The organism is Streptomyces sp. NBC_01450 (assembly GCF_036227505.1).
GTDB lineage: Bacteria > Actinomycetota > Actinomycetes > Streptomycetales > Streptomycetaceae > Streptomyces.
In genome coordinates, this window is the sequence record NZ_CP109481.1 from 1,205,761 (window position 1) to 1,219,109 (window position 13,349).

12 protein-coding genes and 4 pseudogenes are annotated in these 13,349 nt (G+C 67.2%); 4 read left to right on the forward strand and 12 right to left on the reverse strand.

Features of this window, described 5'->3' with window-relative positions:
- Nucleotides 1-67 precede the first annotated feature (67 nt).
- Nucleotides 68-1,798 (reverse strand): cation-translocating P-type ATPase, encoded by a 1,731-nt coding sequence (locus OG568_RS54105; RefSeq protein WP_443077977.1) that lies wholly within the window; start codon nt 1,796-1,798, stop codon nt 68-70.
- Nucleotides 1,799-1,828: 30 nt separating this feature from the next.
- Nucleotides 1,829-2,739 (reverse strand): annotated as a pseudogene (locus OG568_RS54110) (HAD-IC family P-type ATPase); the annotation flags it as partial.
- 399 nt (nt 2,740-3,138) lie between these two features.
- On the opposite strand from OG568_RS54110, the gene OG568_RS54115 reads away from it, so the two are divergent.
- Nucleotides 3,139-4,026 (forward strand): universal stress protein, encoded by an 888-nt coding sequence (locus OG568_RS54115; RefSeq protein ID WP_329537393.1) that lies wholly within the window; start codon nt 3,139-3,141, stop codon nt 4,024-4,026.
- 370 nt (nt 4,027-4,396) lie between these two features.
- Here the strand turns inward: OG568_RS54115 and OG568_RS54120 are convergent, their stop codons facing one another.
- The 5 genes from OG568_RS54120 to OG568_RS54140 all read right to left on the reverse strand — a co-directional run bounded on the left by OG568_RS54120 (nt 4,397) and on the right by OG568_RS54140 (nt 6,764).
- The gene (locus tag OG568_RS54120; protein WP_329537394.1) at nt 4,397-4,537 is read right to left on the reverse strand and encodes a hypothetical protein; all 141 of its coding nucleotides are present in this window, start codon (nt 4,535-4,537) and stop codon (nt 4,397-4,399) included.
- Between the two features lie 85 nt (nt 4,538-4,622).
- Nucleotides 4,623-4,892, reverse strand: coding sequence for a hypothetical protein (locus OG568_RS54125; RefSeq protein WP_329537395.1), 270 nt, complete (start codon nt 4,890-4,892; stop codon nt 4,623-4,625).
- Nucleotides 4,893-5,098: 206 nt separating this feature from the next.
- The gene (locus OG568_RS54130) at nt 5,099-5,533 is read right to left on the reverse strand and encodes a hypothetical protein (protein ID WP_329537396.1); all 435 of its coding nucleotides are present in this window, start codon (nt 5,531-5,533) and stop codon (nt 5,099-5,101) included.
- A gap of 106 nt (nt 5,534-5,639) precedes the next feature.
- Nucleotides 5,640-6,008 (reverse strand): cupin domain-containing protein, encoded by a 369-nt coding sequence (locus OG568_RS54135; RefSeq protein ID WP_329537397.1) that lies wholly within the window; start codon nt 6,006-6,008, stop codon nt 5,640-5,642.
- A 72-nt stretch (nt 6,009-6,080) separates the two neighbouring features.
- On the reverse strand, nt 6,081-6,764 hold the full coding sequence (locus OG568_RS54140) for a helix-turn-helix transcriptional regulator (protein ID WP_443077978.1): 684 nt from the start codon (nt 6,762-6,764) through the stop codon (nt 6,081-6,083).
- Between the two features lie 17 nt (nt 6,765-6,781).
- On the opposite strand from OG568_RS54140, the gene OG568_RS54145 reads away from it, so the two are divergent.
- On the forward strand, nt 6,782-7,420 hold the full coding sequence (locus tag OG568_RS54145) for a hypothetical protein (RefSeq protein WP_329537399.1): 639 nt from the start codon (nt 6,782-6,784) through the stop codon (nt 7,418-7,420).
- 21 nt (nt 7,421-7,441) lie between these two features.
- Complete coding sequence (locus tag OG568_RS54150; RefSeq protein WP_329537400.1) at nt 7,442-7,909, forward strand: hypothetical protein; 468 nt, start codon at nt 7,442-7,444, stop codon at nt 7,907-7,909.
- An 815-nt stretch (nt 7,910-8,724) separates the two neighbouring features.
- Here the strand turns inward: OG568_RS54150 and OG568_RS54155 are convergent.
- The 4 genes and pseudogenes from OG568_RS54155 to OG568_RS54170 all read right to left on the reverse strand — a co-directional run.
- On the reverse strand, nt 8,725-9,183 hold the full coding sequence (locus OG568_RS54155; RefSeq protein ID WP_329537402.1) for an NUDIX hydrolase: 459 nt from the start codon (nt 9,181-9,183) through the stop codon (nt 8,725-8,727).
- A gap of 45 nt (nt 9,184-9,228) precedes the next feature.
- A pseudogene (locus tag OG568_RS54160) lies at nt 9,229-9,468 on the reverse strand (IS256 family transposase); the annotation flags it as partial.
- 28 nt (nt 9,469-9,496) lie between these two features.
- On the reverse strand, nt 9,497-9,829 hold the full coding sequence (locus OG568_RS54165; RefSeq protein ID WP_329537403.1) for a hypothetical protein: 333 nt from the start codon (nt 9,827-9,829) through the stop codon (nt 9,497-9,499).
- A 785-nt stretch (nt 9,830-10,614) separates the two neighbouring features.
- A pseudogene (locus OG568_RS54170) lies at nt 10,615-10,890 on the reverse strand (transposase); the annotation flags it as partial.
- 63 nt (nt 10,891-10,953) lie between these two features.
- On the opposite strand from OG568_RS54170, the gene OG568_RS54175 reads away from it, so the two are divergent.
- Nucleotides 10,954-12,128 (forward strand): IS3 family transposase gene (locus OG568_RS54175; protein WP_266421100.1). Its coding sequence is split into 2 segments (ribosomal slippage): nt 10,954-11,221 and nt 11,221-12,128, totalling 1,176 coding nucleotides; the frame shifts between segments, so codons are not numbered across the junction.
- Here OG568_RS54175 and OG568_RS54180 read toward each other — a convergent pair.
- Nucleotides 12,104-12,664 (reverse strand): annotated as a pseudogene (locus tag OG568_RS54180) (transposase family protein); the annotation flags it as partial. The gene OG568_RS54175 and the pseudogene OG568_RS54180 overlap by 25 nt on opposite strands.
- Between the last annotated feature and the right edge of the window lie 685 nt (nt 12,665-13,349).

The following is a 13,349-nucleotide window of genomic DNA, read 5'->3' on the forward strand; positions in this document are numbered from 1 at the left end:
GCGCATACCCGGTGATCGCGTCGGCCCGCCCGCGACCAATGGCTGAGCAGTCCGAGCAACCAAAAGATCAGTGTGTTCCGATGGGCGGCGGCTGCATGGTCCGCGAGCGTGTGCGGCGGCGGGTACGGGCCCGGAGCGCGGTCTTGACCAGCTCGCCGGCCCACAGGATGGTCGAGCCGACGGCTGCGCATAGGAGCCACTGGCTGGAGGTCAGGTTGGTCGTGGTGAAGAAGCCGTGCAGAGCGTCCATCTCGACGATGAGGACGAGCAGCACGATCACGGCGGCACCGGCGACGAACATGGAGGGGTTCTCCCACGTCCTCCTGCTGAACACGCTGTGTGTGTCGTGCCGGACGTTGAGCAGGTTGTAGACCTGGAAGAAGACAAAGGTGACGAAGGCCATGGTGCCTGCGACGGTGGCCTGTCCCGGTTCCGCCTCCGGGCCTGGGGCCCACGTGAGCACCGCTAGGGTGCCTGCCGCCATCACCGCGCTGGTCAGCAGGATCCGTGCAAGCCGCGCTCTGCTGAGGATGGGTTCGCCGGTCGGGCGTGGGGGTTTGCTCATCGCGTCCGGGCTGACAGGGTCGACTCCCAGGGACATTGCCGGCGGGCCGTCCATTACCAGGTTGACGAACAGAATCTGCAGCGCTGTGAACGGTGCGCCGCCTGCCAGGCCGGTCAGCGAGCTGACCAGGAACGTGGTCACGAAGCCCAACGCTGTCGAGACCTGGAAGCGGACGAACTTCACGATGTTGTCGTAGATGCCCCGCCCCTCGCGGACGGCGGCCACGATGGTCGCGAAGTTGTCGTCGGTCAGCACCATCGTCGAGGCTTCCTTGGTCGCCTCCGTCCCGGTGATGCCCATCGCCACCCCGATGTCGGCCCGGCGCAGCGCGGGTGCGTCGTTGACTCCGTCGCCGGTCATGGCGACCACGTCCCCGCGGGCCTGCAGCGCCCGTACGATCCGGATCTTGTGCGCCGGCGATACCCGGGCGACCACACCCACTTCGTCGAGCCGGCCGGGCAGAGCATCGTCGTCGATCTGGTCCAGTTCGGCGCCGGTGATGGCCTGCCCCGGGATGCCGAGTTCACCCGCGATGGCTCCGGCGGTTATCGCGTGGTCACCGGTGATCATCCGGACGCGGATCCCGGCGTCGCGGCACTCGGCGATCGCCGTGCGCGCCTCCCTGCGCGGTGGGTCGACGATGCCGACCAGGGCCAGCAGCACCACCCGGTCGAGCAGCTCCTTCGGGTCCTCGGGAGCCTGGAAGTCATCGGCCGGGAAGTCTTCCGCCCCCAGGGCCAGCACCCGCATGCCCTGTCCGGCCAGGGCGCTGTTGGCCTGGTCGTAGCGCTGCCGGGCTTCCTGGTCGAACGGCAGGATCGTCTCGCCGCCGAGGTAGCCATCCGCACGGTCGGCCAGAACATCGGGGGCACCCTTGACGAAGCACCGGATCACCTCGCGGCCGGAGACATCGGTCCAGTCGTGGAAGGTCGCCATGAACTTGTAAACGGAGTCGAAAGGGATCTCCAGTCGCCGGGGCCGCTCCTGGCGCAGCCGGACCACATCGATGCCGGCCTTCTCGGCCAGCACCACCAGCGCGCCCTCGGTCGGGTCCCCCACCACCTGCCCGTCCCGAATCACGGCATCGGAGCACAGGGCCATCGCGGTCAACGCATCGTCCATGGTGGCCGGCACCGGCAAACCGTCGGTGGTGCGGATACGGCCTTCGAAGGAGTAACCCTGCCCCGAAACCGTGAACCGGCGGCCGGCCAGCAGTAGCTCCCGCGCCGTCATCTGATTCAAGGTCAGCGTGCCGGTCTTGTCGGTGCAGATCTGCGAGGTACTGCCCAGGGTCTCCACCGATGCCAGCCGTTTGACGATCGCGCCTCGCTTGGCCATCCAGCCCGTGCCCATGGCCAGCGTGAATGCCACGACGGCCGGCAACCCTTCGGGGATGGCCGCGACCGCCAAGGACACGGCGCTGACGAACAGGTCACCGAAATCCTGCCCGCGCACCAGCCCCAGGACGAACACAGCGACGATGACCACCCCGGAGACCCAGGCCAAGGTGCGGCTCAGGGCGTCGATCTGCCGCTGCAGCGGTGTCGGCCCCGGCTGGGCTTGTGGAGCATGTCGGCGATGCGGCCGGTCTCGCCGACCATACCGGTGTCGGTGACCAAGACCTCCGCGCGACCGCGGGTGACCGCCGTGTTCATGTACACCGCGGTCACCCGGTCTGCCAGAGGCACCTCGGCCCCGACGGTGGCATCCGCCGGCTTCGCCACGGCCAGCGCCTCACCCGTCAGGACGGATTCCTGCACTTCCAGCGAACTCGTCGAAAACAGCCGGCCGTCCGCGGGCACCCGGTCGCCGGCCGCCAGGACGACCACGTCTCCGGGCACCAGTTCCTCGGCGTCCAACCGCACCAGTCGGCCGTCACGACGCACGGTGGCGGTGGTCACGGTCATCTGCCGGAGGGCATCCAGCGCCGCCTCGGCGCGAGACTCCTGCACAAAACCGATCGTCGCGTTGAGCAACACCACGACGACAATCGCCACCGGTGTCTCCCACTCCCGGGACACCACCAGGCTGACCACCGCTGCAACCAGAAGGATGACGATCAGCAAGTCCTGAAACTGCCGTAGGAACGCCCGCCATCCAGGCTCCCGCGGAGCCTCCGCGAGCCGGTTCGGCCCATACTCCGCAAGCCGCCGGGCCGCCTCCGCCGACGACAGCCCCGAGGAAAGATCCACATCGAGCCCATCGGCCACCTCACGGGCAGGCAAAGCATGCCAGGAGGGTGGCAGTCCCACGCTCGTCAAAGGAGCCATGTCCTCATTGTTTCTTCGACCGAGCGCTACCGCCGTACGGGTGCAGCGCTGCGGGACCGCGCTCCTACGTCGAGCCGCTGGCTGTCGAAACCCGACGACTCGATCCGTCCCGCCCGTTTGAAGCCAACCACCCTCGATGCAACGTGCCATCCGAACTGTTCGACGGTTCATGTTTGGACCGCTACTAACGGTGATAGGCAGCCTCTCCGCTCGGATGCCGGACGGGCCAATCGATGGCCTCTTGATCCTTTGGCGGCAGCAAGTCGTCGGAGTGAACCTGGACGTACGGACACAGGAGGTGTGATGAGCGGTCTGGTTGTGGTGGGCGTGGACGGTTCGGCCTCGAGTTTGGCCGCGGTAGAGGCGGCGGCTCGGGAGGCGCGGTGGCGTGGCGCACGTTTGCGGATAGTGCACGCGTTCATCTGGCCCGCCATGTACGTGCCGCTGGACCCGTCGCCGCTGGGCCCGCCGGAGGGCGGCTTGCGCAACATGGTGGAACGCCTGCTGGTTGAGGCTGAAGAGCACGCCAGGACGGTGGCATCGGAGGTGGATGTCTCCCGCGCTGTGGTGACGGGGGAACCGCTGACGGTCCTGGAGGCGCAATCGCGTGCCGCGGAACTCGTGGTTGTCGGGTCGCGCGGTATGGGCGGCTTCGTCGGGCTGATGTTGGGATCGACTGCAGTGCATCTGGCAGCTCATGGCCGGTGCCCGGTCCTAGTCGTCCGGGAGCAAGGCCAGGGCACAGGACCGATCGTGGTGGGTGTCGACGGCTCCTCGGCCGGCGCCGGAGCGGTTGATTTCGCCTTCGCTGAGGCGACACTACGCGGGGTCGACATCGTTGCTTTGCACGCCTGGACCACCTGGAACGCACCGATACCAGCGCCGCAGGACGAGGCGATACCGTACGCGAACGAGCTGGAAGCGCTGGCCGCGAGGGAGGAACGTCTGCTGTCCCAGGCGCTCGCCGGCCACCAGGAGACGTACCCGGGTGTAAGGGTGAAACGCGAGGTTTTCCACGGCGGGACGCGGGAGGCGCTGATCGAAGCAAGCCGCACGGCCCAGCTGCTGGTGGTCGGTGCGCGCGGACGCGGCGGTTTTGCCGGACTGCTGCTCGGATCGGTAAGCCAGGCCATGCTGCATCATGCGCACTGCCCAGTGGCGGTGGTCCGCGGCGCCGCCAACAGCCGCTGACCGCCGCCGAGCCTCTCGGCCGCGGACGGAACGTGGCGCTGCGCCTCGGACAAATTGATCGAACCCTGACCCGGTGGCTCAAGCATTCTGATTCGCGCCCTGATGTCTGGGCTGCACGACCGTATGAAGCTAACGCGCTATGCCCTCTTGCTGACGGTAGTGGCGCTACCCGGCCAGCGTAGCCGTGGGCCGAGTACCGCCGGATGCCCCGGCGGCGTAAGGCGACTCCCAAACTGTGAGTATGAGAGCGTGCTGTTCGGGCCAAACCCGCCGTAGTAGCGGGCAACTCGCGACGTCCAGGATTCTGCGCACCTGCGCTTTCGCCTGCAGAGCGTAGACAACAGTGTGATCGGGCGACCGTACGCGCCGCTCATCCAGCAAGCGGGCCGGTCAGGCGCTTCAGCTCGTCCAGTCCATTGCCGCAGCAGTCCTCGCACACCAGGCGTCGGTGGTCCGGCTGGACGGGGATGTTGTAGGCGAGCCGCCGCGCGTACGCAGGTCGAAGCGGCACTCGGCGCACATCAGACCCATTGCCTTGGCCTGTTTGGCCGTGCAGGCCGGCCACTCCGCGGCGAGGGAGAACAGCACCATCATCGCTATGCCGGTCGACCGCGGTACGCAAACGGGACGTGGACCTCTTGGTCCTTGCGACGATGCACCACGCGGGCCCAGGGCGGGCGGAATGCGACGACGGTCTCGTGTGGTACATGGAGGGTGGCCAGGTCCCGTGACAGCTCCGCGGCGGACGCCGCCCAATCCCCGGTGTGGCACTCGCGCCACTTGGCCAGTCCGCCGCTGGTCAGCACGCCGGAGGTGCGCACGACCCCGACGAGGCGGCGCTGGGCCGCCCACTCGGCTTCTGTCACCAGTTACGCCATCGGACCGCCCTTCTGTTCACCGGCTGGGGACGCGCGTGGGGTACCCGCACGCCTGGTCAACGACACCGGGTATGAGGGGTTGCTGGCCATCATGTTGGACATAGCGCCGCGGGAAGTTCCATCAAAACCAGGACGTACCAGCACAGGAGAGGGCGCCGTGTTCGAGCCGTTCCGCGTCGCGAGCGTGGTCCCGATCACTGAGCCAGGGCCACGCAGCCCAGCGCGAGCAGGGACAGTACCTTCACCATCTCCAACGCGACGTAGCACAGGTGGGCGCGCGAGCGGCGCCGCGCGGGGTCGTCGCCCGCGAGTACGGCGTCGGAACGCTGGTTCAGGCGCGGGCGGACGACGGCGAGTTGTCCGGCCAGGACGACGACGGCGATCGTGGTGAGCGCAACGACGGTTGCGGAGGGGCTGCCCGCGGCGACCGCAGCGATCACGACGACGGCGAGGGCGGTCTCGACGAGGTTGAGCGCGCGGAAGACCATCCGGCCGATGCTGAGTCCGATGGGGATCGTCACTCCAGGGGCGCGGAACTTCAGTGGCGCCTCCAGGAAGGAGATCGCCAGCACCATGCCGAGCCAGAGGAAGGTGATGGCGCCTGCGACGGCTGCCGACGTCGTATTCATTACTGCTGCGGTCTCTCCTGTTCAGGGCGGCGGCATCGGAAGCGGGGTGATCCCACCGCCAGGGTGGGCGTGCCAGGGTGCCGGGGCGGGCCGGGCGCCCGGTGCGTCAGGTGATCGGCCATGCAGCCAGCCGCAACGCGAACTCGGGGGGTGAGGCCACGACCATCAGCGAGGCGGGTTCGGTGCCCAGGTTGGCGAGGCTGACCCGCTCACCGGTGTCGATGTGTGCCGCCGAGCCGGGCACCAAGGTGTGCACGTCCTGGCCGTGTCGCACCTGAACCGAGCCGGAGACCGGGATCAGGACGATCTGGGAGGCCCCGTGGTCGTGCTCGGGCAGGCCCCCGCCCTCGGGGATCTCCACGTGGATGACGGCGACCTGGTCGGAGGTGGCGGCGGTCGTGAGCGGTGCGACGGTCAGACCGGCGGTGACGGGGGCACGGCGGCGGGTCGCGGTTTCGGTGTCGGCGACGTACACGGGTTCCTCGTTTCCTGCGCGGGCGGGCCCCGCGCTGCGTGTCGTAATCGGGCAGGGTGCTGGTACGGGAAGCTATGCGGGCTTGGAGAGGGCGAGATGTGCCAGGCAGGCGTCGGGTTCGGCGAAGGGTTCGAGCCTGGTGGCTTCCATTGGGGCGCGCAGTTCGGCCAGGGCGCCCTGCATCAGGCCCAGGTGGAGTGGGCAGACGATGCTGCCGTACTCCTCGGCGAGTTCGAGGAACGGACAGTGCCGTAGCCGGACACGGTCGGGCGGCCCGTCGTCACCAGTGAGCTCCGGGTCGAAGCCCAGGTCGTCGAGCATGGCAGCCAGCCGGTCGACGGCCTCGTCAGCGGTCAGCTGGCGGGCGGGGGGTACCTGCTCGACCAGGTAGCGGCCCCAGGCACGTCCGGCGTCGGTGGCCGCGGCCTCAGCGCCGGCCCCCGTCGACGCCAGCTGGCTGAGCAGGATCCGGGCCAGCAGCCGGTAGCGACGCGCTCCGCCCTGGTCCATTCCCCGTCGCGGCGCGTAGACCGTGCGCGGCCGTCCGGGACCCGAGGGTTGCTCCACCGCCCGCTCGACGCGGCCCTGCGTCACGAGTGCGTCGAGGTGGAAGCGCACCGTGTTCGGGTGCACGGCGAGCCGGTCGGCGACCTCGATGACGCCCAGCGGGGTACCGGCGCCCCGTACGGCGTCGAGTACCTCGCGGCGCCGGGGGGAGAGCTGCTCCTGCTCCTGGTTCCGCCCGTGCACGGACAGCCCTGGGTCGACGGGGGATGTACCCCACGCTCGTCAGCGGCGACGGCCTCCTCGGCTACGCCGAAGGGGCCCCGTACGACCGGGTGCTCGCTACCTGCGGCGTGCGCACCGTTCCTGCGGCCTGGATCGAGCAGACCCGACCCGGTGGCCTGATCCTGACGACCATCGGTGGCTGGCTCGGCTCGTCGGAAGTCGCACGCCTGACCGTCCACGACGACGGCACGGCAAGCGGGCCACTGCTGAGTGGTCAGGTCAGCTTCATGCTCGCGCGCCCGCACGTGCCGCCCGCGCTGGGCTTGCCCCCCGACCTCAGCAAGGGCAAGGAGCGCGAGGCCATCACCGGTACCGACGCACTGAACGACTGGACGTCCCGCTTCGTCGTGCAGCTCGCAGCTCCCCACGCACAGCGCCTGACGATGGAACGCGACGGGCGCACCGAGTACGTCCTCGTCGACGTCGCGTCCGGCTCTTGGGTCTGCGCGATGTGGGCCAGCCCGGCGAATCCGTGGCACACCGCGTGCTCAGCGACTTGGGATTCCGGCCGCACGAGGCCTCCCCTGTCGATCTGGACTTCTTCATCGAGGTCCACCCGGCGCAAGCCGGTCCCCGATGCTTCGGGCGGTGTTGGTGCCGGCGTTCGTGGTTGCGTGTGGTGATCCTGAAAGCGTGAGCATCCTGTGAGCGCGGATCAGATATATCGGGCCCTGGTGGCGCTGGGAGCGGAGCCGGTACTCGATCCGGAGTTGTGGCCGCAGGGGCCGCAGGACGAGGACCGCCGACGACTGCTCGGTGTCCTGCTGGCCAAGGTGGAATTGGAGATCACCGCCGCAATGCGTCTGGGCCATGACCAGGACGAAACCGAAGTGCTGCTGGGGTGGACTGGGCAGGTGGGGCCGGACTCCGACCCGTCGGCCAACGTGCTGGTCAACCGGCTGCAGCGCACTGGGGTGCAACTCATGGGCCTCGATGAGGAGGAGACTCCCCCGGGCCGTGCGGCGTCGTCCATGGCCGTGGTGGTCGCGGCGGACACGATTGGCGCCCATCTTCACTTCCAGGCCGGTGACGTGGAAGGTGTCCGGCGGGCCCTCGGCCGAGCCGAGGGTTCAGCGTGCAAGTGCTACGGCGTGGTCACTGCGGTGTCTTGATGAGCACCGAATTGGACTCAAGGGGGACGGGTGAGGGTAACTGCACATAACCCGTCTCGAGGTCAGTAGTCTTCTTCACCTCCTGGTACGTATCGCTATCCATCAGTACGACGGATACTGTTCGCTCAGATCCCGGAGCAGTCGTTCTCAGGTCGCTGTCGTAGATGTACTTGCCGGGGCCATCGCTCAGGTCATATCTCAGGGTGTAATGCGTATGGGGGTTGGCAGCAATGCCAGCCTCCTTTCGCACCACCCATGAAAGATGGTCCCCGGGTGCGGGCATGCACCTCACCGTCGCGACCACGTGGGCCGCAGAACGAGTGGGCTTCCCGTCCAGCGTCAGGACGACGTCCTTGTCCGACGTACCGCACACAGCGTTGGAACCGGCTGGCGCCGGAGTGAGCGGGCCGGGAGCGACGGGCGCCGAAGCGGAAGCGCTCGGCCCCGGGGAGGCCGAGTCACCGCCGTTTCCAAACATGTCCTTCCAGAGCCCCAGGTACTGGGCCACCACGGCTCCAACGAGAGCCAGAAAGGTGAACCCAGCACTGATTTTCTTGCCCCAACCAGTGGTACCCCCGTCGTCCCCTGGTCGCACTCGCCGTGGGTGTAGAGGGGGTCGGGTCCTGCGTAACGGTGGGTTTCCTGGTCGCCTCACCATGCCGCTAGCTCCCCTTCCCACCGAGTGAGTGCCATTGAACCGAAGGGGAGATCGTAAGGCTAGTGTCCTGCGCCAGCAGTTGCTCGTTGATTAGTGTGTGACTTCTGCTGCTGGTGCGTCAGTTCGAGCTATTGTCTAGAACTGTGGATCGTGATCATTAGGTGGTTGCTGGGGTGCCTGGCCGTTTGACGAGGTGGATGAACTCACCTTGGTTGTCGGCCAGTAGAGCGACTGCCTGCTCCGCCGGGATGAAGTAGCACCGGAACACCATGCCGTTGTCCTGGCCACCATCTTGGCTTGCAACGGTGTGCGTCCAGGTGTCGCGGGTCTCGGTGGTCTGCGCATGGAAGAACACAGTGACCTGCGGCTGGCCGGTTTGCGGATGCGGGCGCTGCTGCACGGCCAGGGCTGACCCCATCGTGATGCCGGTTGCGCCGGTCTCCTCTGTGATCTCCCTCAGAACGGCTTCGGTGAGAAGTTCCCCGGCATCCACGCCTCCTGCCGGCACCTGGGTTCCAGCCTCAGGGGAATCCCGGTGATCGAAGACAAGCAGCTCCCGGCCGCCGGGAACGCTGCGGGTCACGTAGGCGGCTGCCCTAACGCGTGCAGGTTGCATCGGCTCATCCTTTCAAGGGTGCATAGGACTTGCGTTGTGCCGTTGTCACGCCGCTGTGGCCTCGGAGCGTTCGACGAGCTGACCGTTCTCGAAGCGGGCTCCGGTGCGGACGAGGGCGACGAGGTGGGCTCGGGTGATCGCGCGCCAGCGGGTCTGGACGGACTCGACCAGCTTGAAGACCATCGCGAGGGCAGCGGCCGGACTGCCGGCGCCGCGGGTGACCTTGGTACGGAGCTTGACCGTGGAGAACGTCGACTCGATGGGGTTCGTGGTCCGCAGATGGATCAGCGCACGATGACCAAGGAAGCAGAACTTAGGCATGGATGGGCGGGCACTCAAGAACCTCGATCGAGTTCCCTGAAATCAAAGCGATATGAGGGTGGTCCCTGAAGAGCCGCGCCGCGTCATCGTGTGACTCGGCCTCCACGATCGCGTATCCGGTCTTCGAGTCGGTGAAGTCCTCGACGCCTTGGGCCGTCACCAGCTTCTTGCGAAACAGTGGCGCTCCGGGATCGACCAGCGCGTGCTGGTTCTTCTGAGCCCACGCCGCCCACGCGTTCATGAACTCACTTCGCTGCTGTTCGGTGAACTCCGCCTTGTCAGCATCGTCGGCTGCGCCATTCAGGACCGCGAGAAACTTACCCATGGCCGGAGCGTAGTCCACGAACACACGGAGACACACTCTAGTCCCAATGCTGTGACTCTAGTCCGCCTGCCATACCCGCCACCCGGAAACCGCGCAGTTCGAATCCCGAGCTGGACCGCGCCGCCCGTGAAGGTGTCGGCCCCGAGCAGTTGGTCACAACGGGTCGAGGTCGCTGACAAATACGACGAGGAGAGCTTCCTCTTCCCCCATGATCGGCGGCAGAGATCTCACTGGCCTTCGGGTGTGCTTCGAACCGGCGGGCAACAAGCGCCGCGAGGAATGCTTCCGGCGCTGACCGACGCCGGCCCCGCTTCGCGGCTTCCGCGATCAGGCCCTCCAGCAGGGCTCTCCCGTGAGCAGCAGCTCGCTCAGGACGCCGTAGAACGCCGCTGGCCCCGCGAGGTCGAACGACACAACGCCATCGCCTCCCGGATCGGGCAACTCCTCACTGACCTCGGCGAATCTCAGGACACAGAAACCACTCCGGATAGCGCGGCAGGTCACAGGTCCTAGAGGTCTCGTCCGTTCCGCGAGGATTGTCAGTGGTGGGGTGGATGATTGAGTGACAAAAACCCCTGCAACTCCCCAGCCCGAAGCCGAAGCGGGCGTACTGCCACATGCTGTTCCACCGCTCTGCGCCTACTTGGCACGACACCTGACTTTGAACCAAGCACGTTCCCTGGGACGCTCTTTCAGCCGGTGTGCCATGTCCGGTTCCAGCACCCTGCCGAAGGCTTGTCCCGTAAATGATCTACGGCATGCCGACTGGCCTGTGGGTTTCTTCGTCACCCGGCGAGGGTGAGGTTGTGCAGACGGGCGATGCCGAGCATGGCGTGGTGGACTCCGTCGCCTTTGAGGCGGCAGTCGCGCAGGATTTTCCAGGTCTTCATCCGGGCGAAGGCGTGCTCGACGCGAGCGCGGACTTTGCGATGGGAGACGTTGTGTTTCTCTTTCCAGTCAGGGAGTTGGGCCTGGCCGGGTTCGCGGCAGTGCGGGATGATCAGGCCGGTGCCGCGGTAGCCGCCGTCCGCAATGACAGTGGTGTGGCCGACGGCGGGCGTTACCCCTTGACCGTGGACACCCTGATCATTGGATCGTGAAGATCCGAAGGACAGGAGTTCCCGTTGGGGACGTCGAAGTACTCGCCTGAGTTCCGGGCCGATGCCGTCGCGTTGTACCGCTCCAGCCCGGGCCGGACGTACGCGTCGGTGGCCAAGGATCTTGGGGTGAACCACGAGACGCTCCGCACCTGGGTGCGGGATGCCGAGCAGGCCGCCGTGCCCGGCGCGGTGGAGGCCAGCGAGTTGGAGAAGGAGAACAAGCGGCTGCGGGCCCAGGTGAAGGAGCTCGAGCTGGAACGCGAGATCCTGCGGAGGGCCGCGAAGTATTTTGCGGGCGAGACCAGCTGGTGAGCCGTTTCCAGTTCGTTGCCGACCACCATGACGCCTTCGGCGTGAAGCGGCTGTGCCGGATCCTGGGGCTCTCCCGTTCCGGGTTTTACCGGCACCTGGCCGGCTTGGATGCGCGGGCCGGGCGGGCGCGTGCGGACGCCGAACTTGCCGGGCGGATCACGTCGATCCACACCGAGTCCGACGGCACCTACGGGGCTCCGCGCGTCACCGCCGAGCTCCAGGGCGCCGGGCTGCGGATCAATCACAAGCGGGTGGAACGCGTCATGCGGAAGTTCGGCATCGTCGGGCTGCACCTGCGCAAGAAGGTCCGCACCACGGTCCCCGCAGCCGACGCCATCCCGGTGCCGGACCTGATCCAGCGGGACTTCACCGCCTCTGGGCCGAACAAGAAGTACGTCGGCGACATAACCTACCTCCCGGTCGGCGACGGCCAATTTCTTTATCTGGCAACGGTGTTGGACCTGCACTCCAAGCGTCTGGTGGGCTGGTCGATCGCCGACCACATGCGGACCGAACTGGTCACCGACGCCCTCAAGGCCGCCGCCGGCGCGCGGGGAGGGAACCTGCGCGGAGCGATCTTCCACAGCGACAACGGAGCCCAGTACGCCTCCAAGGAGTTCGCCCAGGTCTGCAAGGACCTCGGCGTGATCCGATCACGCGGGGCCGTCGGCACCAGCGCGGACAACGCCGCCGCGGAGTCGTTCAACGCCAGCATGAAAAGGGAGACTCTCAAGGGCGCGAAACGCTGGCCCGGAGCTCGCGCCGCCCGCCTTGCGGTCTTCCGCTGGGTCACCCGCTACAACACCTGGCGACGGCACTCAGCCCTCGGTCAGCAGAGCCCGATCAACTACGAACAGCGATCAACTACGCTGACCACCGCCGCATAACAACCGGTGTCCACGATCAAGGGTGAAGGCCCGGCATCTTTCGCGCCGGACAGCTCCCATGCCTTGCAGTCGTTGCGGTTGCCGGGCAATGGCCGGCCGACCGCAACGACGAGCCGGGTGTCGGCATCGATGACGACCTGATGGTTGGTGGAGTACCGGTAGTTCTTCGACTGTTCGGCGACCTGGTGGTCGCGGGTGGGGACAAGGGTGCCGTCCACGATCAGCACGGTGTCCTTGCGGAACCGCTTGCGTGGCTGGAGGGCGAGCGCGGGTCCGAGGTGGTCGATGATGCGGTCGGCTGCCGACTTGGAAACCCCGAACAGGGCCGCCAGTTGGCGCAGTGTCAGGTTGGTCCGCCAGTACGCGGCGACCAGCAGCACGCGGTCCTCCAGCGGCAGGCTCCACGGCCGGCCCTTGCGCACAGGATCTACGCCCTCTCGCCGCAACGCGGTGACCACCTTGCTGAACTGACGCTGGCTCAGCCCGGTGAACGGGGCTATCCAGGACGGCTCCGACGCCGTGATCACACCAGGCACGGCAAGATCATCTCACCCGTGACCAGCGATTACGGGACAGCCCTGAGGCAGGCTGCTGGCAATTGGCTGTCCGGGGGGCGTATCGCCGACAGGTCGGTGTAGTTCACCAGGTGTGGGCGAGTGGGGTCGAACGACCGGCGGTGTCAGCGGGATGAGGGCGGTGACGGCTGCCGCCGTGAGCACAGGGCCGGCGTTGCGCCCACAGGTGTGCAAGTCCGTGCGGTTGGCGGTGCCCGGGCCGGGTCGACATCGTGACCTGCGGCGCCCCGTATACAGGGCTCTCTGGTCTTCGACGCCCGGGAAGCCGCTGCTCGGGCTCCGTCGGGTGAGGAAACGGTCGCAACGTCCCGGCCACCGCACGCACGACATACGTCTTGCATCGACATATCCTCGCGGCGGGTGGTGGGCTGGTCCTTCGCCGATCACCTGCCGCTGACCTGGTCGGCGACGAAGAGCGAGGCTCTTCTCGACCTGTTCCGCCGGCTGTTGTACTACGGTCACCGGCGGCGCGACTCCGCGCACAGTACTTCAAGCATTCATCGTCGGCCTCTCGAAGTGAAACGGCTTCCGGCGGTGCCGATAAGACCGGCACCGCCCAAACCGAGGCCGGCGGACCACTGCCCGATGACCGGCCAACGATGCTTACCTGTTCGTAGCCTTTCGCCGACTTGGCACCATCGATGCG